We start from the raw sequence: 19,600 nt of genomic DNA, 5'->3' as shown, positions 1-19,600 counted from the left end.
GCGGCGGGCGAGGTACGGCGTACCGGCCATCCCATCCGGGGGCACCGAGGGGCAGGATGGTGCCACCCCCAGGCCCCACCACCCCCCGAGGAGTTCCCGTGGGCGCACCCACCACCCCGGCCACGACGGGCACGCCGCCCCGCCCGATTCGGGGCGTACCCCCGGCCGACCGGGCGCTGACGCGACCTCGACGGCGGCTCCTGGCGGCCGTGGCGGCAGTGGCCGCGCTGGTCGCCGTCGGCGCCGGCAGCCTGCTCGACCTGCGCACCCCGACGCCGAAGCCGGCGGACGCGCCGGCCGGTGAGTTCAGCGCCGGGCGGGCGTACGAGGACGTCCAGGTGATCGCGGCCCGGACGCACCCCGCCGGCAGCCCGGCCAACGACCAGGTACGCGCGCACATCGAGCAGACGTTGCGCGGCCTGGGCCTGGAGACCGAGGTGCAGGACACGGTGGCACCGGAGGCCGGCCAGCTCAGCGGGGCGGCGGGCGGGGCGACGATGGCCCGGGTCCGCAACGTGGTGGCCCGGCTGCCCGGCACCGCGTCGACGGGCCGGATCTTCCTGGTCGCCCACTACGACTCGGTGCAGACCGGGCCGGGCGGCAACGACGACGCCGCCGGCACCTCGGCCATCCTGGAGGTGGCCCGCGCGCTCACCACCGGCCCCCGGCCGCGCAACGACATCGTCTTCGTGCTGACCGACGCCGAGGAGGCGTGCCTCTGCGGCGCGTCGGCGTTCGCCGCCGGTCATCCGCTGGCCGCCGACGGCGGGGTGGTGCTGAACCTGGAGGCCCGGGGCTCCACCGGGCCGGTGATCATGTTCGAGACGTCGACTGACAACGCGAAGCTGGTGGACGTCTTCGGCCGGGCCGCCCCGCACCCGGTCGGCACCTCGTTCGCCGTGGAGATCTACCGCGCACTGCCCAACGACACCGACTTCACCGCGTTCCTCGACCAGAAGTTCGTCGGGCTGAACTCGGCGTACATCGACGGCGGCGCGATCTACCACACCCCGCTGGACACCCCGGCGGCGATGGACCGGGGCAGCCTCCAGCAGCACGGCGACAACGCGCTGGGTCTGGCCCGGGAGTTCGGCGCCGTGGACCTGACCGACCTGCGCTCGGGGCACGACGCCACCTACTTTCCGGTCCCCGGTGGCCTGGTCCGCTACCCGGGCTGGCTCACGCTGCCGCTGGCCCTGCTCGCGGTGGCCGCGGTGGCCGCGCTGGGCTGGCTGACCCGTCGGCAGGGCCGGGCCTCCACCGGCCGGCTGGCCGCCGGCTTCGGGCTGGCCCTGGCGCCCATCGTGGTCGCGCCGGTCGCCGCCCAACTGCTCTGGCTCGCGATCACCACGATCCGACCGGGGTACGCCGAACTGCTCGACCCGTACCGACCGATCTGGTACCGGTTGGCCGTCCTGGGGCTCGCCGCCGCCATCCTGTTCACCTGGTACGCGCTGACCCGCCGTCGGATCGGCCCGGCCGCCCTCGCCGTCGGTGGGCTGGCCTGGCTGGCGCTGCTCGGAGTGCTGCTCGCCGTGGCGGTGCCCGGTGGGGCGTACCTCACCACGGTCCCGGCGTTGGCCGGTGCCCTCGGCGGGCTGGTCGCGTTGCGTACCCGGCAGACCGGGCCGTGGCCGGTGGTGGCCGTGACGGCCGCCGCGGCCGTGGCTGTGGTCATCCTGCTGCCCACCGTGGTGCTGCTCTTCCCGGCGCTGGGGATGGCGATGGGCGGGGTGGCCGCGCTGGTCGCGGTGCTGCTCGGCCTGGCCGCCCTGCCGGTCGTCGACCTCCTGCACCCGCAGGCCGGGGGCCGGCGCGGCCGGCCGGCGCTGCGGGCCCGACGGCTCGGGGCGCTGCCGGCCGGGGCCGCCGCCGTGGCGGCGGTGGTGCTCGCCGGGGTCGGGCTGGCCGTCGACCGCTTCGACGCCGCGCACCCCGCGCCCACCCACCTGATGTACGCGATGGACGCCGGCACCGGTCAGGCCCGTTGGCTCAGCCACGAGGGCGACCCGCAGCCGTGGACGGACGGCTACGTGGACGGGACGGCCGACGTCGGCGACGACTTCCCCGGGCTCGGCGACGGTGAGCTGCGGGTCGGGCCGGCGCAGGCGGCGAACCTGCCCGCGCCGAAGCTCGACGTGCTGGGCGACGCCACCGCCGGCGGCGAACGCACACTGCGGCTGCGGCTCATCCCGCAGCGGGTGGCCCGGCTCGCCACCCTGCACGTCGACACGTCGACCGCCACCGTGCTGCGGGCCGAGGTGGCCGGACGGTCGGTGCCGGTGGAACCCCGCGAGGGGAAGTGGGGATTCGGGTTGGTCTTCCACGCCCCGCCCACGGAGGGCGTCGAGGTCACGCTGACCGTGCGGCCCAGGGCCGGGCAGGTGTCGCTGCGGGTGATGGACGCCAGTGACGGGTTGGAGGCACTACCCGGCTTCCGGCCCCGGCCGCCGGCCGTCGGCGTCGTCGGGTCGCACAGCTCGGAGATGCTGGCCGTCGCCCGCACCTATCCCATCTGACGGACACGACTGTGGTCCGGCGGGAGATTCGCCCGCCGGACCACAGCTATTCGTGGCCACCGGAATGCCGACCGCCCTTTCGGATCCGTTGAGTCGGAATGTGGTCACTCCACTGGTTCGGGTTGACCGGCACCGATACGGTGCCAGCGATTTCCGTCATGGTCGGTGAAGGTGAGATCCACCAGAACGGTGTCGCCCGGGCGTAACCGGTGCTCGGCCGTAACGGTGACGAAGAGGTCCTGCACGTCACGGCCGGGTATCCGGCGGACGTGTTTCGGCGCGGCCAACTCGACGGGTGCGCCGTCCGGGGCGACGAGCCGGGCCAGCACCGCGACGTCCAGCACCGGTGCGTCGCTCTCGTTGGCCACGGCGACCCGCAGCACCGAAGTGCCCCGGATCTCGACGACCGCCGACACCAGCCGGGCCTGGGCAGCCCGGATCCGCAGGTCGTCGCTGCGCCGGGCGCGGATCTCCCGCCGGAGTCCGAGGTAGACGAACAACACGCTGGCGATGGACCCGACCGCGCCGAACCAGTCCGGTACGGAACCCCAGTCGACCACGTCCTGGATTGGTGACCAGTTCATCAGTCCATCGTGGATGCACCTGTCGAGTGCCGCGTACGGCGGATCGGCTGGATTCGACTGCGAAATGGGAATCGGGGCCACGATTACGGTCGTCCGGGTGGCCTAAACGGTGAGTGTGCAACCCGGCACAGCGGTGGATACGCTTGTGGCTGACGTGGCGCCGGCGACAATCCCTCCGACTGTCCACCAGATGGACAGGATCTCCCGCCGGCCCACTGCAATTTCGCCACCGAAGGGGGACCGCATTGACTGCGGACGTTCCACCCGAGGATGTCAGCGTGCCCCGGCCCGCGTACGACCGGCCGAGTCGCGTCTCCGTCGACCCACCCCTCGGGCGACTGGACAGCCCGCTGCACGGTCGAAACGACCTGATCGACGAGATCATGCGGCCGGAGGAAAGCACCGGGGAGCCTTCGGTGCACATCCTGTGCGGCATGGGCGGCTCCGGCAAGAGCCACGTCGCCCTGGAGATCGCCCGCCGGGCACGGGCCGACGGCCGGACGGTCTGGTGGGTGCAGGCCGGGCGGCTCAACTCCGGCATGCGGGAGGTGGTCAGCCAGCTCGGCGCGTCGGAGACGCAGGTCGACCAGGCCTGGGCCGGGATGATCAGCGCGACCGACCTGGTGTGGCGCTACCTCAACCAGGCCGCGCAGCCCTGGTTGCTGATCTTCGACAGCGCGGACGAGCCCGCCACCCTGGGCCCCACCGACGGGGTGCTCGCCGACGGCACCGGTTGGTTGCGACGCCCGGAGGCCGACGACGGTGTGGTCATCGTGACCACCCGGGACGGCAACCGGGCCACCTGGGGCACCTGGTCGACGCTGCACCAGGTGCGCCCCCTCGACGCCGACGCCGGCGCACAGGTGCTGATCGACCGGGCCGGTCCGCAGGCCGGTGACGTGGCCGACGCCCGGGAGCTGTCCCGGGAGCTGGGCGGGTTGCCACTCGCCCTGCGCGCCGCCGGCAACTACCTCAAGTCGGTCAACGCCAGCCCGGTCTGGCGCGGCTCCTCCACCATCACCACCTTCGCCGACTACCGGATCGCGGTGCAGCGCCGGTTCCGCGCCCCGCTCGACGCCCCCGACGTCGACCTCGACGAGTCCCTCGGCCTGGAGATCGTCCGCGAGGTCGACGACCTCTCCCTGGACCTGCTGTCCCGCCGCAAGCTTCAACAGAGTCGGCCGCTGCTCAACGTGCTGGCCTGCCTGAGTGTCTCCCCGGTGCCCTACGAGGTGGTGCTCAAGCCGGCCATCCTGGCCGAGTCGCCACTCTTCGAAGGGCTCACCGCCCAGCAGCGGGTGCGGGTGCTGGAGGGCATCGCCGACCTCGCCCTCGTCGACTTCGACGTCCACGACGAGGTCACCGACCCGGCGTTCGCGCACGTGCTGTCGCTGCACCCGCTGGTGCACGCCATGTTCCGCGACCGCGACGAGGTGCGTGAGCAGATCGCCGAATACCACGGCCTGGTCATGAAGCTGCTGCTCGCCGCCACCGAAGGGCAGAACCCGGACGACTCGGCGGCCTGGCCCAACTGGGACGTGCTGGTGCCGCACCTGGTCGAGGCCGTGCGGGAATACCTCGTGCCGCAGAAACACAAGCACGACCCCGAGACGGTACGCCGCGCACTGGAGCTGGCCCGACTCACCGCCCGCTACCTCATCGCGGTCGGCCTACCCGGTTCCGCCTTCGACATCCTCGACCCGATCGTGCGGGGCTGCGCCGCGTACGACCACGATTTGGACCGGCCGCAGGTGCTCGCTCTCCGCCACGAACTGGGCCGCACCTGGCTGGAGCGCAACCAGCCCGAGATGGCCGACCGGGTGCTCCGCGACGTCATCGCCGACCGCACCCGGGTGCTGGGCAGCGACGACGCCGACACCCTCGCCAGCCGACACAAGCTCACCAAGGCGATCATGGCGCAGCGCCAGTGGCCGGAGGCCGAGACGGAGCTGCGGCAGATCGTCGCCGCGGAGGACCAGGTCCGCGGCCCGGAGCACTGGGACACGATGATCGTGCGACACAGCCTGGCGCTGGCGGTGCTCGCCCAACAGCGGGCACCCGAGGCCGAGGAGATGCTGCACGCCATCCTGGAGGTCCGCTACCGGACGTGGCCGCTCAACCAACCGGAGACCTGGCAGGCCCGGCACACGCTGGCCCGGTGCATGCAGGCGCAGGGCCGGTTGGCCGAGGCCGAAGCCGAGCTGCGGGCCACCCTCGCCACCGTGGAGCCCCGGCACGCCGACCGCAGTGAGGTGCTGGCCATCCGGGCCACCCTGGCCGCGGTGCTCCTGCTCGACGGGCGACTGGAACCGGCCATCGAGGAGTACGAGCGGCTGCTGGCCGACCGCCGCCGACTACTCGGAGACACCCACCTGGACACCCTCCAGATCGAACACGCGCTGCGCCGCCTGCGCAACGGCGACTGACCGGGTCGGTGCCCGGCTCACGGTCGGTGCCCGGCCCGGTCGGTAGTCGGCCCGGTCAGTGCGGCGCGGCCGGGCCCAGGTCGCTCGGGTCGGTGTTGCCACCGCAGATGACCACCGCGACGCGCTCCCCCGCCTGCGGCACGTACGCCCCGCCGACCAGCGCGGCCAACGCGGCAGCACCACCCAGCTCGGCGGCGACCCGCAGCTCCGACCAGAGCAGCCGGCGCGCCCGCACCAGGTCCTCGTCCCGCACCAGCACGGACACCACACCCGTCCGGCGGGCGGTGTCGTAGGCGATCTCACCGATGCGGCGGGCACCCAGCGAATCGGTGGCGATGCCGCCGACCTCGATGTCGACCGGTCGACCGGCCTTCAGCGCCGAGTGCAGGGTGGGGATCTGCTCCGGCTCCACGGCGACCACCCGCACCGACCCGTCGAACCAACTGGCGATGCCGGACACCAACCCACCGCCGCCGACCGCCACCAGCACGGTGTCGATCCCGTCGACCTGCCGCTCCAACTCCCGACCGACGGTCCCCTGCCCCGCCACCACCTCCGGCTGGTCGTACGCGTGCACCACCAACGCGCCGGTCTCCCCGGCCCGCTGGGTGCTGGCCGCCAGGGCCTCGGCGTAGTGCTGACCGACCTGACGCACCTGGGCGCCCAGCCCGGCCAACCGCTGCACCTTCACCGGTGAGGCGGTGACCGGCACGAAGACCTCCGCCGGAACGCCGAGCGACCGGGCCGCGTACGCGACGGCGAGACCGTGGTTGCCGCCCGACGCGGCGATCACCCCCGCCGCCGGCAACGACCCCTGGAGCATCCGGTTGAACGCGCCGCGCGGCTTGAACGAGCCGGTGTGCTGGTGCAACTCCAGTTTGAGACTGAGCTGCCCCGGCACCCCCAGGTCGGCACCGTCGACGGCGATGACCGGGGTTTCCCGGACCCGCCCCTCGACAAGTGCGGCAGCCGCCTCGACGTCGCTTCTGTCCACCATGGGGAAACGCCCTTCACTACGACCAGAGGGCCAGTCGGCCATCGTCGGTGAGCCCGACAAAGCATCCTATGGAGATCCGGCGGCCATCGGTCGCGGGACGCACCGTGTGATAGTGCCGGGGATCGAACAGGAACCCCTCCCCGAGCGTGGGCCGCAGGGTCAACGACTGCGATTCGACGGTCACCGACTCGTCGAAGCCGTACCCGCCGGGAATCCGCCGCTCCTCGTCGCCCGGCTGCCACCGCCGCCGCCACAGCACCGTCTCGCCACCGGCCGGTGGAACCCGGATGTAGATGTTGAACGCCAACTGCGCCACCACATCACCGTCGAGCAGCCGCCCCGCGTACTCCCGGACGGCGTCGTCGAAGTGCACCTGGAGGCCGGCGTTGATCTCGCGGACGATGCCGACGTGCATCTCCCGACCCTGCCGACGGCCGGGTGCGACATCCGGCCAGGCGGACCGGAAGGCGGCCAGACACAACTCCCGTGGCGAATCCGGCAGGCCCAACGTCGTCCAGACCTTGTCAGCCGCGCGGGCCGCGTCCCAGTAGTCGTCCCGAAGCTCACCGGCGGCCCGGTGGTCGTTGATGGCCGGGCCGAACTTGGCGACGACCGGAAAGACCCGGCTCTCGTCGTAGCGGTCCATCGGCGCGTCGGCGAGCGCGGCCGTGATCGCGTGACACCGGGCCGCGGACAGCAGCCCCGGCACCCGGATGGCGGCCAGTCGCCCCGCGATGAGCCCGGCGATGTCCGCACGGGTGAGCGAGTCTGATTCGACGGCGACGAACAACGGATCGGTGGTGATCGGATGCTGCACGGCGGTCCTCCCGTAACGAAGATCCCTCACCGGACATGTCGCGCCCCCCAGTCCGCGCACACTGCAATGTACAAACCGCCAGCAAGACCAGGTTCGGTCAGTTCCGAGCGGGGTGGCACGGCCGCCGCTACCATCAGCGCAACCGGGGTACGCGACACCGAGCCGTACGGCGGGCGTTTTCCACCGATCGGGGAATGGTGACGGTTCCCGACATGCCGCATGATGCGATTAGCTCGAACGCTGACGAGGAGTTCGATATGGCTGGCGCCGGCTCGGCGGATCTTGACTCATACGTCGACCGCCTGGAAATGGCACGTCGAATAGCCCGGGAAATGATCGAGTCCGATCACCTGGCGTTGGAGCTGGCCGTCCGCCAGCGCCCCCAGTGCTGGTCCCGCCGCTCGGTCGGCCACGGCGCCCGCGTCGACGCGACAGGTCACTGACCCTTTCGTACCCTGCCCCAGGGCTTCACCGCACCGGTGCTGACCTTGGCGCTGCCGATCCTGTGTGCGACGCTTCGGCGGTGACTGACCTCGACATCCGTGCGGCCACCCCGGCTGATTCCGAATTCCTGGTCGACATGCTCGTGGAGGCCGTCAACTGGCTACCCGAGCGCAACTGGTCCCGCGAAGAGATCCTGGCGAACCCCGCGCTGGCCCACTACGTCATCGGCTGGATGCGGCCGGACGACTTCGGCCTCGTTGCGATGGACCCGACGGATCGGCCGGTCGGCGCGGCCTGGTTCCGATTCCTGAGCGCCGCCGATCCGGGCTACGGGTACGTGAGTGACGACGTTCCAGAGCTGACCATCGGCGTGGTGGAATCCTGCCGGGGCCGGGGTGTGGGCCGAGCGCTCCTGCGCGCCGTCCTGCACGCCGCAGGAGAACGCGGCATCCGCACGGTGTCATTGAGCGTGGAGCGGGCCAACTTCGCCGCGAGGCTGTACGCCGCCGAAGGCTTCCGCACTGTCGAGTCCTTTGAGGACGCGGACACGATGGTCGCCGAGATCGGGGGCTGACCCCGCTCACCCGACGGTGGATACTCCGCTCATGACCCTGGCACCGTCACGTACCCGTCTCGTTGACGCGCGCTCATCCTTCCTGGTGCTGGCCGGCTGGTACGTGGCCGTCGTCGTGTCGTTCGGCCTGTTCCTCGGCACGCTCTCCGGATCGGTCCCGGCAGGCTGCGGCGAGGCATGCGACTCCGAACGGTCGCGGGCGCTGCTCTTCGTGCTCTACGTGGCCACGCCCGCGCTGTTTCTTGCATTGCTGGTCAGCCTGGCGATGCTCGCGGTCCTCGTCTCCCGTACCCGGATCCGCTCGTCGGCAGTGGTGGGCACGCTGTCCGCAGTACTTCCGCTGGCCGTCTGCGGCTTCGTCGCCGCCAGCCTCTGACCACCGCCCGTCGCCTCAGACCAGCCGCTGGATGCGGATCTTCGGACGCTCGTTCCTCAGGTGGCCGTGTTTGTGCTGGCGAACCTGTTCATCCCAGACCTCCTGGTCGTAGTCGGGGCCCGGCGGGATCCACCTGTGGGAACCGTCGCTGTAGTGGAACTTCTCGTCACCCGCACGAAGGATGCTCATCGGGTCCAACCCAGAAAGCGGTAGTGCAGATGGCCGGCCGGAACGTGGGCCAGGTCCTGAGCAGCGTCAACCAACTGGGCGGCCAGGTAAAGGGCGAGTGACACCGGCGCTCTGTCGTACTCCGCTTGCAGCTCTTGGCGGCGGGTATGGCAGGACCAATCGGCACCGCAGCCGCCGCAGGTCCAGCCCGGGGTCATCGCGAGGTGGCTCGTCATCGTGTTCCGTCCTGACTCGGCCAGTGACGGCTACTGATCGGGATGCGGTGGCGACTTCTGCATGGCAGGTCGGCACCGCAGCGACAGACGCGTCGCCAGTGCTGCCAGGACCAGATGGGCCGATGGCGGCGCGCCAGGGTGAGCGCCACTGCGATGACGTACTCGTCGTATGACACGCGCCGCTGGGCGCTCTCCAGTCGCGGCTGTCCAGCACCGGAATCCCTGGCAGCGTCGCGGGCGCCCGCGGTTGCGGCAGTTGCACCGTTCGGTCTGGTCACGATGCCTCCTGCCGACGCCTGGGATTCCGTGGGCACCCGGTCAACGGTGTCCGGAGACAGGGCACCCACGGCAGGACGACCCGGCCGCCAAGCTGGGTAGCCCCACAAGCAACATAAGACGCAATGTGCGCAGGGTCAACAGCTACGACACATAGCGTTGTAAGTCGAACCAGAGATGTGGTCTGCTTGCACCAGCCGCCAAGCTGGGAGCACCACCTATGTCTGAAGCTGCGTACCTGCAGGTCGCCCGAGATATCCGCGAGCAGATCAGCTCCGGCCAGTTGAAGCCGGGCGACAAGCTGCCGTCGTTTGCTGCACTCTGCGAGCACTACGAGGTCAGCAACACCGTCATCCGCGCCGCCATGCTCCTACTCAAAGCCGAGGGCTTGATCGACGGCCGGCAGGGCAAGGGCGTCTACGTCGCCAACCCACTTCCGCAATAGACCCCGCAGGCCCGACGCCGACCTGGAGAACCTGCTGACGACGGCCAGTACGCTCCCTAGCTCACGGGCCTACACCAGCGGCTACCAGCCGCGGCAGCGGTCCTCGAAGCTCGGGTGTGGCCGCGGGGTGCCGGTCGCCCGCTTCCTCGCCAAGACTGGGCATCGTCTGACCGGCTTCGACATCAGCGACGTGCCGGCTGTGCGGGCACCGCGCACCGCCGCCGGCCAGCTGTCCGATACTTCATCAGCCGCGTCGACGCGACTCTCGGTCCACGCCGCTGGCTACAGCTCACCCCGGGCTTTGCGCGCGACCAGCTCCAACACCGCGATCACCGTGCCGGACCCTACGATCTCACCCCGGGACACGAGGTCGCGCGCCTCCGCCAACGGCATCCAGGCCACCTGCTCGGCCTCGTTGACGTCCACCGGGGAACCGACATGTATCGCATCGCGCGCGAGGAACAACAGATTCTCCGCATCCGCCGTCGCCACCCACGGCTGGAACGACAGCATCGGCTCCACCGCACCCGGGCGCCATCCGGTCTCCTCCTCAACCTCCCGGACCGCGCACGCTTCGGGCTGCTCACCGTCGTCGACGTAACCCCCAGGCAGCTCCCACACCCACCGGTCGAACACGAACCGGTGCCGCCGCATCAGCAGCAGGCGCTCCTGCTCGTCAAGCACCGCAACCATGGCTGACCGGGGCGCCCTGATCACGTACTGCTCGAAACGAACCCCGTCCGGCAGTTCCACGTCGGCAATGCTCAGCCGCGCCCGCCGGCTGCCGTCCACCACCCGCTCACCGTGAATCGTCCACCGCGTCGGCTCGGTAACCTGCTCCTCCGTCACCCGCCCAGTATCCGACCGCTGACGCGGACGCATGGCCGCGCCTCATGACGAAAATTCCGCTCCACCCGATGCCGAACCTCCTCGGGAATCGAACCCTCGGCGTCGGCAGGCGCAGTGGCCAGATTTTGCCGAAGCTAGATCGAGTCTTACTTCGGAACGATCTACCTAAACCCAAAGGCCGATGACCGCATGGATCGACCGCGCCGGTCGGAGGCGGCGCAGCCTCTACTTCCAGCGGAAGTGGACGAAGAGGCGGCCGAAGTTCTTCGAGTCCTTCTCCACCCGGTGGTAGAGCTGCTTGACGTCCTTCTGGTCGAGGAATCGCAGCACGCGCTTCTTGAGCTGGCCGGACCCCTTGCCGGGGATGATCTCGACGAGGGTGGCCTTCTTCGCCACCGCCTCGTCCATGATCCCGCGCAGCGCGCGGTCGATGTCGTGGCCCTTGTTGAAGATGTCGTGCAGGTCCAGCTTGAGCTTCATGCCGCAGCCCCCGGCCGGTCAGGTCCCATGTCCGCCATCCTAGGCACGCCGGACGGCCCGCCCACCAAACGACCAGGGGCAGCCCCCGAACGACCAGGGACAGCCGCCGGACGACGAAGGGGCGGCCCCGGAGGACCGCCCCTGCCACATCACCGGTTCACGCCTCAGCGTGTGCCGCCCACTCGGGTCTCCACCCGCTCCAGCGCGGTCCGGTAGTCGTCGTTCGTCGCGTACATCGCGGCGGCGATCCGCAGGTGCCGCAGCGCGTCGTTGTGCCGGTTGAGCCGCTCCAGCGTCCGACCGAGCACGTGGTGCGCGTAGTGGTCGCTCGGGTCCCGGTCGATCAGCTCCCGCAGGTGCTCCTCGGCCCGGTTGAGCTGGGCCGACTGGAAGTACGCCCGGGCCAGCAGCTGCCGAACGGCCGCGTTGCCGGGTTCGGCGTCGACGATCGGCTCCAGCAGTCGGGCCGCTCCGCTCGGGTCACCGGTTTCGAAGAACATGGTCGCCCGCCGGTAGTCCGCCAGAAGATCCATCTGCCCCACCCCCTCGCCTCGTACCGTCACCTGTTCCGACGCTGGCACAACACCGGACGTTTGGCGACTGTTCCCCGGAGTCGAGAAGGGGTCAGGTGCGGGCGTCCCGACGTCCGGCGGAAAGTTCCCAAGCACGGACACCGCCGACGATTCCGGCGGTGTTCGGCACCACCACCACGTCGTCACCCATCCGGGCAAGCTGCTCGGGCCGGATCAGTCGGGAGTTGCCCCCGCCCAGGTAGAGGCGGTCCCACCGGAACACCGGGCGCAGCCCGTCGACCACCTGCCGGATCCGGCGGGACCAGAAGGCGTCGCCGAGCCGCCGACGTTCCGGCTCACCCACGTACGTGTCGTAGGTGGTGCCCCAGCGCACCGGCGCGTGCGACAGCTCCAGGTGCGGTGCGAGCACCCCGCCGTCGAAGAGCGCGCTGCCCAGCCCGGTCCCGAGGGTCAGCACCAGTTCGCAGCCGGTGCCGGCGACCACCCCGGCGCCGTGCACCTCGGCGTCGTTGAGCACCAGCGCCGGCACCCCGAAGGCGTCCGCGAGGGCGCCCCGCGCGTCCCAGCCGGACCACTCGGCGAGCAGGTCCGGGTCGACGCGACTGCGCGGGCCGCTGCGGGTCACGTAGTGCGGCGTGGCGACCACCACCCCGTGCCGGATCATCCCGGGTACGCCGACGGTCAGCCGGTCCGCCGCCGGCAGGCGTCCGCCCAGATCCAGCAGGGTCCGGACGAAGAGCGCGGGCGGCAACGGGTACGGGGTGGGCACCCGCAACGGTCGGGCCCGCATCGTGCCCGCCTCGTCCAGCACGGAGGCCTTGATGCCTCCGCCGCCGCAGTCGATCGCCAGTGTGGTCACCACGCCGTTGAGTCTGCCCGCTGCGGTCGGCTGGTATGCGGGCAGCCGGATAGGCTGCCGTCCTGATGAGCGCCACGATGATCGTCAAGGACCTGGCCGCCGGGCACGGCGACCGCTCACTCTTCGCCGGGTTGGACCTGGTGGTCGCCCCCGGTGACGTGGTCGGCCTGGTCGGGCCGAACGGGGCCGGCAAGTCGACGCTGCTGCGTACCCTCGCCGGGTTGTTGCCGGTCGAGGCCGGCAGCGTCCGGCTCAGCCCGCCCACCGCGACCGTCGGGCACCTGCCGCAGGAGCCGGAACGGCGACCGGGCGAGACGGTGCGTGACTTCCTGGCTCGACGGACCGGGGTGACCGCCGCGCAGGCGGCGTTGGACGCCGCGACCGAGGCGTTGACCGCCGGGTCGGCGGGCGCCGACGACGCCTACGGCGACGCCCTGGAGCGCTGGCTCGCCCTCGGCGGCGCGGACCTCGACGAGCGGGCCGAGCAGGTGAGCGCCGACCTGGGTCTGGCGGTGGACCTGGACCACGCCATGACCGGGTTGTCCGGCGGCCAGGCGGCCCGGGCGGGGCTCGCGTCGTTGCTGCTCAGCCGGTACGACGTGTTCCTGCTCGACGAGCCGACCAACGACCTGGACCTGGCCGGGTTGGAGCGGCTGGAGGAGTTCGTCACCGGGCTGCGCGCCGGCACGGTGCTGGTCAGCCACGACCGGGAGTTCCTGACCCGCACGGTGACCCGGGTGCTGGAGCTGGACCTGCCGCAGCAGCAGGTCAACCACTACGGCGGCGGCTACGCGGCCTACCTGGAGGAGCGCGAGGTGGCGCGGCGGCACGCCCGCGCGGACTACGAGGAGTACGCCGAGACGAAGGCCGGGCTGGAGGCCCGCGCCCGCACCCAGCGCGGCTGGATGGAGAAGGGCGTGAAGAACGCCCGCCGCAAGGCCACCGACAACGACAAGATCGGCCGCAAGCTGCGGGCCGAGTCGAGCGAGAAGCAGGCCGCCAAGGCCAAGCAGACCGACCGGCTGATCGAACGGCTGGAGGTGGTCGAGGAGCCCCGCAAGGAGTGGGAGCTGCGGATGGAGATCGCCGCTGCGCCCCGCGCCGGCGCCGTCGTGGCCACGCTGCGAGGTGCGGTGGTACGCCGAGGCGGATTCACCCTCGGCCCGATCGACCTCCAGATCGACTGGGCGGACCGGGTGGCGGTGACCGGGGCGAACGGCTCGGGCAAGTCCACCCTGCTGGCCGCGCTGCTCGGTCGGCTGCCGCTGGACGCCGGCACCGCCTCGCTCGGTCCCGGTGTCGTGGTCGGTGAGGTGGACCAGGCCCGTGGGCTGTTCCTCGGCGACGCGCCGCTGATCGACGCGTTCCACGCGGCCGTACCCCACCTGTCGCCGGCCGACGCGCGGACCCTGCTGGCGAAGTTCGGCCTGCGGGCGGCGCACGTGCCCCGACCGGCGGCCACCCTCTCCCCCGGTGAGCGCACCCGGGCGGCGCTGGCCCTGCTCCAGGGTCGCGGGGTCAACCTGCTGGTGCTCGACGAGCCCACCAACCACCTGGACCTGCCGGCCATCGAGCAGCTCGAATCGGCGCTGGCCAATTACCCCGGAACGCTGCTGCTGGTCACCCACGACCGGCGGATGCTGGCCGCCATCGAGACCAACCGGCGGCTCCGGGTCGACGGCGGGCGGATCGCCGAAGATTGATGCAGCTCCGCGGGCCGCCGCGGGGTGAGAATGACGCCATGCTCAAGTGGGAGTACGCCCTGCTGGTCCGCCGCCGCCAGGCGGCGACCAACGACCTCGGCTGGGAGGTCGTGTTCGTCTGGTACGGCCCGGACGGCTCGATGGTCGACGTGACGCCCTACGGCGACACCTCGCTGGCCCACCTGAACCGGGCCGGCGACCAGGGCTGGGAGTTGGTTGCGATGAGCGAGGACCCGTCCCTGCCCGGCAACCACGAGTTGCACCGCTATCACCTGAAACGGCCGAAGCCGGCCGACCCGCCGCCCCGCCAACGAATGCGCGGCGGTCGCCGGACCCTCTCGGGCTGACCCGACCGTTCAGGGCGTGGCCGCTCCGGCTCTGCGTGGCTGACTTCGCAGGCACCTGACCTGCCGCGGCAGGTCCCACGGCGGCGTGTCGCTGCGTCAGCCCGATGTTCGCGAAGGGCGATATACCTCTGCGTCATATTTATGACTCACAGGTATATCGCTCATCGCGGCTATACCCGCCCGGGCGGCGAGGCTGGGGCACGTCCGTCGACACGCCTGGCCGATCCACCGGTGGGCAAGCCGATCCACCGACGAGCGGGGCATATCGGGCGCGATTGCGGGTATCGCGCGGCGGGAGGTGGCCCGAATGGTCGCTTTGGCACAGACTCCGCCCTCGGCCGACCGGCTGCGGGCGATCGACGAATTCCTCGCTGACGCCTGGGCGGACCAGGTGCGGCACGACGACCGGCTGCGCGGCCTGACGGTGGAGGTGCGGTTCGACCGGGGGGTGGCCCACCTCAGCGGAGACGTCGCCGAGCCCGCCGAGTTACGGCTGGTCCGGGACCTGGTGGGGCAGCTGGCGGGCGTCTACGGCGTCTGGTGCCGGGTCGGCATCGACGGGCGCGCGCCGGTGGTGGTGGACCTCGGTTGCGGGCCGACCAAGCAGTGGTCGAGCAACCTGGGACTCGACATCTATCCCGCGCCGGGGGTGAACGCCGTCGCGGACCTGTCCGGCTCGCTGCCGCTGGCGGACGACTCGGTGGACGTCCTCTTCGCGGTGCACATCCTGGAGCATCTGATCGACTTCCTGCCGCTGGTGGACGAGTGCCACCGGGTGTTGCGTCCGGGTGGCGTCCTGCACGTGATGAGCCCCTGGTGGGGGCACGTCAACGCGGTGGCCGACCCGACCCACGTCCGGTTGCTGGACGTGCAGACGTTCAAGGGGATCTGCCAGGGCCGGCCGCCGGGCACCCCACGGTGGTACCCGCTGCACGCGGGCTGCGACGGCGCCTCGATCTTCGCTGACCTGACCCCCCTCCCACCGGACGCCGACCTGGCGTCCAAGCCCCACCTGGCCCGCTTCTTCGACTAGGGGGTCCTGGTGGACTCGCGCAGTTCCAGGCGGTACGGAGCGGAGAGCACCGTCGCCGGGGCGGCCCGTTCGCCGTCGAGGCGGTTCGCCAGGAGGTCGACAGCCAGGTGGGCGATCCGCTCCTTGTCCGGTGCGACGGTGCTCAGGGCGGGGATGGACGGCCCTTGCGCAGGTGCCGCGCCGAGAGGTTGGGCCGGTAGTGCAGCTCGGCGATCGCCTCTTCGACGCAGGCTCGGGTGTCCGCTCGGACGTGCACGTAGCCGTTGACGACGTTGGACACGGTCTTGACCGACACCCCGGCCCGCTCGGCCACGTCCTTGAGCCTGTGCCGCACGTCGCAACCTCCCCGATGTGACCCAGCGCACGGTACCTCGTCGACCCCGTCGCAACGGTGCACGCGAAAGGGCCCCCGCGGCGGGGGCCCTTTCGCGTGGCTGGTGTCAGGCGCTCGGCTCGCGCGGCTGCGGGGCGACGGCGGGCTCGTGACGGGCCAACCGGTTGCGGCGGTAGCCGTACCCGAAGTAGATGAGCGCGCCGAGCAGCATCCAGGCCAGGAACCGCAGCCAGGTCTCCACCGACAGGTTCAGCATCAGGTAGAGGCAGGCCAGCGCGGAGACGATCGGCAGCACCGGGGAGAACGGCACCCGGAACGGTCGCTCCAGGTCCGGGCGCCTCCGGCGCAGGATCGGCACCGCCACCGACACCAGCACGAACGCGCAGAGCGCGCCGATGCTGACCAGGTCGGCCAGGGCGGACAGCGGCAGGAACCCGGCCAGCAGCGCGACCGCCACCGTCATGATCGCCGAGATCCGGTACGGGGTGCCCCAGCGCGGGTGCACCGTCGCGATCGAGGGCGGGATCAGGCCGTCCCGGGCGATGGCGAAGCCGATCCGGCCCATGGCCACCAGGTCGACCAGGATGACGCTGGTCAGGCCGGCGACCGCGGCGATGGAGACCAGCACGGCGGCCCAGCCCGCGCCCACCGCCTCGAAGGCCGAGGCGATCGGGGCCCCACGGTCGATCTCGGTGTACGGCACCATGCCCACCACGACCAGCGAAACGCCGATGTACAGCACGGTGGAGATCAGCAGCGTGCCGAGCAACCCCAGGGTGAGGTCCCGCTTGGGCTTGCGCGTCTCCTCGCCCAGGTTGGCCACGGCCTCGAAGCCGGTGTACGCGAAGAAGACCACCGCAGCCGCGCTGAGCACTCCGACGAAGCCGAACACCGATGGCTCCAGCCCGAACAGCGCCTGGGTGACGGGCTGCTTGATGCCGTCGTCGCCGCTGCCCGCGGGCTCGGCCGGCGGGATGAACGGGGTGAGGTTGGCGGCCCGGACGAAGAACAGCCCGGCCACCACCACGAAGACGCAGATCGACACCTTGACCAGCACGAGCAGGTTGGTGATCCGGGCGGACTCGCGGATGCCGACGATCGCGACGATGCCGAGGATCAGCACGATGGCGATGGCGCCCACATTGACGGTGCTGCCCTCCTCGCCGAACCAGCGGGTCGGCAGGTCGAGCAGTTCGGCGAGGTAGCCGGACCAGCCTCGGGCCACCACCGCGGCACCGAGCGCGAACTCCAGCAGCAGGTCCCAGCCGATGATCCAGGCGACGATCTCGCCCATCGTGGCGTACGCGTAGGTGTAGGCGCTGCCCGCGGTCGGCACGCTGGACGCCAGCTCGGCGTAGCAGAGCGCGGCGAGCAGGGCGACCACGCCGGCGATGGCGAAGGAGATCACCACGCCCGGCCCGGCGCTGTCCCGGGCCTCGATGCCGGTGAGCGTGAAGATGCCGGTGCCGATCACGATGCCGATGCCGAAGCCGGTGAGGTCGAACGCCCCGAGTCGCCTCTTCAGCCCGAGCCCACCCTCGGTGCCGTCCGCCTCGCTCTGGGCTATCACGTCCTTGATCGGTTTTGTTCGTAGCACGGACACGTGGTCACCCCTCCCACCGTGCGACCACCTCGGTGGCGGCCGGTGACCGGCGTTGCTACCCAGCGGCGCGAATGGTCAACCACGAACCCTTGCGGTTCGCACCCGAGTGTGAAAATTTCCTACCAGCGGCAGATCGTCGTCGGCGAATCTTTCCGACACGCCGCGCTGATCACACGGGAGCCCCAACGAAGGGACACACCGCATGAAGGCAACTCGACTCGGCGCCGCCGGGCTCGTCACCGCCCTGCTCGGCACCCTCGTCGCCGCCACCCCCGCGACCGCGACACCGCGCAACAGCAGCACCAATGCCACCACCTGCACCACCGACCCGGCCACGCCGAAGCGGCAGTTCCGCGCCATGTGGATCTCGTCGGTGGTCAACATCGACTGGCCCAGCAAGGCGTCCCAGGCCAGCCCCGACCGGGTCGCCGCCCAGCAGGCCGAATATCGCGAGCTGCTCGACCTCGCCGAGCGGCTGCACCACAACGCCGTCGTGGTGCAGGTCCGGCCCACCGCCGACGCCGTCTGGCCCTCGCGGTACGAGCCCTGGTCGGAGTACCTGACCGGCGTCCGTGGGCAGGACCCGGGCTGGGATCCGCTGGCCTTCCTGGTCGACGAGGCGCACCGACGCAACCTGGAGTTCCACGCCTGGTTCAACCCGTACCGCGTCTCCATGCCGGCACCCGGCGGCGCCGGCGCGGACCTCACCCAGCTCGCGCCCGGCCACCCGGCCCGGCAGCACCCGGACTGGACCTTCGCCTACCCGCCGGCCGGCGTCGCCGGCAGCCGGCTCTACTACAACCCCGGCATTCCGGAGGTACGCGAGTTCGTGCAGACCGCGATGATGGACGCGGTCCGCCGGTACGACGTCGACGGCGTGCACTTCGACGACTACTTCTACCCCTACCCCAGCGGCACCTACCAGGTGCCCGACGACGCCACCTTCGCCGCGCACAACCGGGGCTTCACCGATCGGGCGGACTGGCGGCGGGACAACATCAACCTGCTGATCCAGGAGATGAACGGCAAGATCAAGGCGGCGAAGCCGTGGGTGAAGTTCGGGGTCAGCCCGTTCGGCATCTGGCGTAACAAGGCCGCCGACCCGCTCGGCTCGGACACCACCGGCAGCCAGTCGTACGACATCATCTCCGCCGACACCCGCAAGTGGATCAAGCAGGAGTGGATCGACTACGTCGTACCGCAGCTCTACTGGTACATCGGCCAGTACCCGGCCGCCGACTACGCCCGGCTCGTGCCGTGGTGGGCCGAGACGGTGCGCGGCACCCGCGTGCAGCTCTACATCGGCCAGGCCGACTACAAGAGCGGCGATCCGGCGTACGGGCCGTTCTGGCAGAACCCGCGCGAGCTGTCCGACCATCTGACGCTCAACCGGTCGTACCCGGAGGTGCAGGGCAACGTGCACTTCTCCGCCGTTCAGGTGCGGGCCAACCGGCTCGGGGCGACCGACATCTACGCCGCCGAGCACTACTCCCGCCCGGCGCTCGTACCGGCCATGCCACACCTGCCGGCCAAGCCGCTGCTCTTCCCGGTGATCACCAAGGCCACGCGGCAGGCCGACGGGGTCCGGCTGAGCTGGCGTCAGCCGGCTGACGGGGTACGCCCACTCGGCACCGCCACCTCGTACGCGATCTACCGGTTCGACGGCACCACACTGCCCGGCCGGTGCGGGACGGCGGACGCCGCGCACCTGGTCGACACCGTGCGGGCCGCCTCCGGTGGCAGCCAGTCCTGGGTGGACACCACCGCCGAGCCCGGCCGGCGCTACACCTACCAGGTGACCGCGCTGGACCGGTCGGCCAACGAGAGCCCGACCAGCCCGCCGGCGTTCACAGTGCGCTGACCTGCCTGTGCGAGTGCCCCGGTCGCCCCGGCGTCCGGGGCATTCGTCTGTTTGAACGCATGTCACCAATAGTTGGCGAGACACATACCGCCTAGTTGATCAGTTGATCGACACTGATCGACATCCGGTGACCCGC

General features: G+C 71.1%; 20 protein-coding genes and 1 pseudogene. 10 read left to right on the top strand and 11 right to left on the bottom strand.

Going from position 1 to position 19,600, the window contains the following annotated elements:
* Positions 1–146 precede the first annotated feature (146 nt).
* Positions 147–2,519, top strand: a complete 2,373-nt coding sequence (locus tag O7617_RS15545; RefSeq protein WP_282264749.1) for a M28 family peptidase — start codon at positions 147–149, stop codon at positions 2,517–2,519.
* A gap of 104 nt (positions 2,520–2,623) precedes the next feature.
* On the opposite strand, the gene O7617_RS15540 is transcribed toward O7617_RS15545, so the two are convergent.
* On the bottom strand, positions 2,624–3,103 hold the full coding sequence (locus O7617_RS15540) for a hypothetical protein (RefSeq protein ID WP_282264386.1): 480 nt from the start codon (positions 3,101–3,103) through the stop codon (positions 2,624–2,626).
* Between the two features lie 278 nt (positions 3,104–3,381).
* On the opposite strand from O7617_RS15540, the gene O7617_RS15535 reads away from it, so the two are divergent.
* The gene (locus O7617_RS15535) at positions 3,382–5,529 is read left to right on the top strand and encodes a tetratricopeptide repeat protein (protein WP_282264385.1); all 2,148 of its coding nucleotides are present in this window, start codon (positions 3,382–3,384) and stop codon (positions 5,527–5,529) included.
* 55 nt (positions 5,530–5,584) lie between these two features.
* Here the strand turns inward: O7617_RS15535 and O7617_RS15530 are convergent, their stop codons facing one another.
* Entirely contained in the window at positions 5,585–6,526 is a 942-nt protein-coding gene (locus tag O7617_RS15530; RefSeq protein ID WP_282264383.1) for a threonine/serine dehydratase, read from the bottom strand.
* Between the two features lie 16 nt (positions 6,527–6,542).
* The gene (locus O7617_RS15525) at positions 6,543–7,343 is read right to left on the bottom strand and encodes a hypothetical protein (RefSeq protein WP_282264382.1); all 801 of its coding nucleotides are present in this window, start codon (positions 7,341–7,343) and stop codon (positions 6,543–6,545) included.
* A gap of 194 nt (positions 7,344–7,537) precedes the next feature.
* Here O7617_RS15525 and O7617_RS15520 point away from each other — a divergent pair, with 194 nt between their 5' ends.
* The 3 genes from O7617_RS15520 (at position 7,538) to O7617_RS15510 (ending at position 8,737) form a co-directional block, all read left to right on the top strand.
* A complete protein-coding gene (locus tag O7617_RS15520) occupies positions 7,538–7,786 on the top strand; it encodes a hypothetical protein (protein WP_282264381.1) in 249 nt (82 codons plus the stop codon).
* An 80-nt stretch (positions 7,787–7,866) separates the two neighbouring features.
* Positions 7,867–8,361 (top strand): GNAT family N-acetyltransferase, encoded by a 495-nt coding sequence (locus O7617_RS15515; protein ID WP_282264380.1) that lies wholly within the window; start codon positions 7,867–7,869, stop codon positions 8,359–8,361.
* Between the two features lie 31 nt (positions 8,362–8,392).
* On the top strand, positions 8,393–8,737 hold the full coding sequence (locus tag O7617_RS15510) for a hypothetical protein (RefSeq protein WP_282264378.1): 345 nt from the start codon (positions 8,393–8,395) through the stop codon (positions 8,735–8,737).
* Positions 8,738–8,752: 15 nt separating this feature from the next.
* Here the strand turns inward: O7617_RS15510 and O7617_RS15505 are convergent, their stop codons facing one another.
* The gene (locus tag O7617_RS15505) at positions 8,753–8,926 is read right to left on the bottom strand and encodes a hypothetical protein (RefSeq protein ID WP_282264377.1); all 174 of its coding nucleotides are present in this window, start codon (positions 8,924–8,926) and stop codon (positions 8,753–8,755) included.
* Positions 8,923–9,141, bottom strand: a complete 219-nt coding sequence (locus O7617_RS15500; protein WP_282264376.1) for a flavin reductase — start codon at positions 9,139–9,141, stop codon at positions 8,923–8,925. The genes O7617_RS15505 and O7617_RS15500 overlap by 4 nt, the downstream gene beginning before the upstream one ends.
* Positions 9,142–9,637: 496 nt before the next feature.
* Here O7617_RS15500 and O7617_RS15495 point away from each other — a divergent pair, with 496 nt between their 5' ends.
* Positions 9,638–9,862 (top strand): winged helix-turn-helix domain-containing protein, encoded by a 225-nt coding sequence (locus tag O7617_RS15495; protein WP_282264375.1) that lies wholly within the window; start codon positions 9,638–9,640, stop codon positions 9,860–9,862.
* 282 nt (positions 9,863–10,144) lie between these two features.
* Here O7617_RS15495 and O7617_RS15490 read toward each other — a convergent pair whose 3' ends face one another.
* The 4 genes from O7617_RS15490 to O7617_RS15475 all read right to left on the bottom strand — a co-directional run bounded on the left by O7617_RS15490 (position 10,145) and on the right by O7617_RS15475 (position 12,586).
* On the bottom strand, positions 10,145–10,711 hold the full coding sequence (locus tag O7617_RS15490; RefSeq protein ID WP_282264373.1) for an NUDIX hydrolase: 567 nt from the start codon (positions 10,709–10,711) through the stop codon (positions 10,145–10,147).
* A 225-nt stretch (positions 10,712–10,936) separates the two neighbouring features.
* Complete coding sequence (locus O7617_RS15485) at positions 10,937–11,191, bottom strand: Smr/MutS family protein (RefSeq protein WP_013736060.1); 255 nt, start codon at positions 11,189–11,191, stop codon at positions 10,937–10,939.
* Between the two features lie 164 nt (positions 11,192–11,355).
* Complete coding sequence (locus O7617_RS15480) at positions 11,356–11,724, bottom strand: tetratricopeptide repeat protein (RefSeq protein ID WP_088987487.1); 369 nt, start codon at positions 11,722–11,724, stop codon at positions 11,356–11,358.
* A 91-nt stretch (positions 11,725–11,815) separates the two neighbouring features.
* Positions 11,816–12,586 carry an ROK family protein gene (locus O7617_RS15475; RefSeq protein WP_282264370.1) on the bottom strand — a complete coding sequence of 257 codons (771 nt, stop codon included), beginning with the start codon at positions 12,584–12,586 and terminating at the stop codon, positions 11,816–11,818.
* A 62-nt stretch (positions 12,587–12,648) separates the two neighbouring features.
* On the opposite strand from O7617_RS15475, the gene O7617_RS15470 reads away from it, so the two are divergent.
* The 3 genes from O7617_RS15470 to O7617_RS15460 all read left to right on the top strand — a co-directional run bounded on the left by O7617_RS15470 (position 12,649) and on the right by O7617_RS15460 (position 15,666).
* Positions 12,649–14,286: an ABC-F family ATP-binding cassette domain-containing protein gene (locus O7617_RS15470; protein ID WP_282264367.1), complete on the top strand. Its 1,638-nt coding sequence runs from the start codon at positions 12,649–12,651 to the stop codon at positions 14,284–14,286.
* Positions 14,286–14,633 (top strand): hypothetical protein, encoded by a 348-nt coding sequence (locus O7617_RS15465; protein WP_348773849.1) that lies wholly within the window; start codon positions 14,286–14,288, stop codon positions 14,631–14,633. The genes O7617_RS15470 and O7617_RS15465 overlap by 1 nt, the downstream gene beginning before the upstream one ends.
* A 307-nt stretch (positions 14,634–14,940) precedes the next feature.
* On the top strand, positions 14,941–15,666 hold the full coding sequence (locus tag O7617_RS15460) for a methyltransferase domain-containing protein (protein ID WP_282264366.1): 726 nt from the start codon (positions 14,941–14,943) through the stop codon (positions 15,664–15,666).
* Positions 15,667–15,826: 160 nt separating this feature from the next.
* On the opposite strand, the pseudogene O7617_RS15455 reads toward O7617_RS15460, so the two are convergent.
* Positions 15,827–16,000: pseudogene (locus O7617_RS15455) on the bottom strand (LacI family DNA-binding transcriptional regulator); the annotation flags it as partial.
* A 106-nt stretch (positions 16,001–16,106) separates the two neighbouring features.
* A complete protein-coding gene (locus tag O7617_RS15450) occupies positions 16,107–17,603 on the bottom strand; it encodes an amino acid permease (RefSeq protein WP_282264365.1) in 1,497 nt (498 codons plus the stop codon).
* Positions 17,604–17,805: 202 nt separating this feature from the next.
* Here O7617_RS15450 and O7617_RS15445 point away from each other — a divergent pair, with 202 nt between their 5' ends.
* A complete protein-coding gene (locus tag O7617_RS15445; RefSeq protein WP_282264364.1) occupies positions 17,806–19,464 on the top strand; it encodes a family 10 glycosylhydrolase in 1,659 nt (552 codons plus the stop codon).
* Positions 19,465–19,600 lie beyond the last annotated feature (136 nt).

Source organism: Micromonospora sp. WMMD1155, from assembly GCF_029581275.1.
In the GTDB taxonomy this organism is placed as follows: domain Bacteria; phylum Actinomycetota; class Actinomycetes; order Mycobacteriales; family Micromonosporaceae; genus Micromonospora.
This window is presented reverse-complemented; position numbering and strand designations above follow the sequence as displayed.

Bases quoted from the DNA above. Each gene is read 5' to 3' on its own strand.
- O7617_RS15505 (WP_282264377.1), bottom strand. From the start codon at position 8,926: ATGAGCATCCTTCGTGCGGGTGACGAGAAGTTCCACTACAGCGACGGT.
- O7617_RS15520 (WP_282264381.1), top strand. From the start codon at position 7,538: ATGGTGACGGTTCCCGACATGCCGCATGATGCGATTAGCTCGAACGCT.
- O7617_RS15510 (WP_282264378.1), top strand. From the start codon at position 8,393: ATGACCCTGGCACCGTCACGTACCCGTCTCGTTGACGCGCGCTCATCC.
- O7617_RS15445 (WP_282264364.1), top strand. From the start codon at position 17,806: ATGAAGGCAACTCGACTCGGCGCCGCCGGGCTCGTCACCGCCCTGCTC.
- O7617_RS15540 (WP_282264386.1), bottom strand. From the start codon at position 3,103: ATGAACTGGTCACCAATCCAGGACGTGGTCGACTGGGGTTCCGTACCG.
- O7617_RS15485 (WP_013736060.1), bottom strand. From the start codon at position 11,191: ATGAAGCTCAAGCTGGACCTGCACGACATCTTCAACAAGGGCCACGAC.
- O7617_RS15465 (WP_348773849.1), top strand. From the start codon at position 14,286: ATGCAGCTCCGCGGGCCGCCGCGGGGTGAGAATGACGCCATGCTCAAG.
- O7617_RS15495 (WP_282264375.1), top strand. From the start codon at position 9,638: ATGTCTGAAGCTGCGTACCTGCAGGTCGCCCGAGATATCCGCGAGCAG.
- O7617_RS15500 (WP_282264376.1), bottom strand. From the start codon at position 9,141: ATGACGAGCCACCTCGCGATGACCCCGGGCTGGACCTGCGGCGGCTGC.
- O7617_RS15480 (WP_088987487.1), bottom strand. From the start codon at position 11,724: ATGGATCTTCTGGCGGACTACCGGCGGGCGACCATGTTCTTCGAAACC.
- O7617_RS15470 (WP_282264367.1), top strand. From the start codon at position 12,649: ATGAGCGCCACGATGATCGTCAAGGACCTGGCCGCCGGGCACGGCGAC.
- O7617_RS15530 (WP_282264383.1), bottom strand. From the start codon at position 6,526: ATGGTGGACAGAAGCGACGTCGAGGCGGCTGCCGCACTTGTCGAGGGG.
- O7617_RS15460 (WP_282264366.1), top strand. From the start codon at position 14,941: ATGGTCGCTTTGGCACAGACTCCGCCCTCGGCCGACCGGCTGCGGGCG.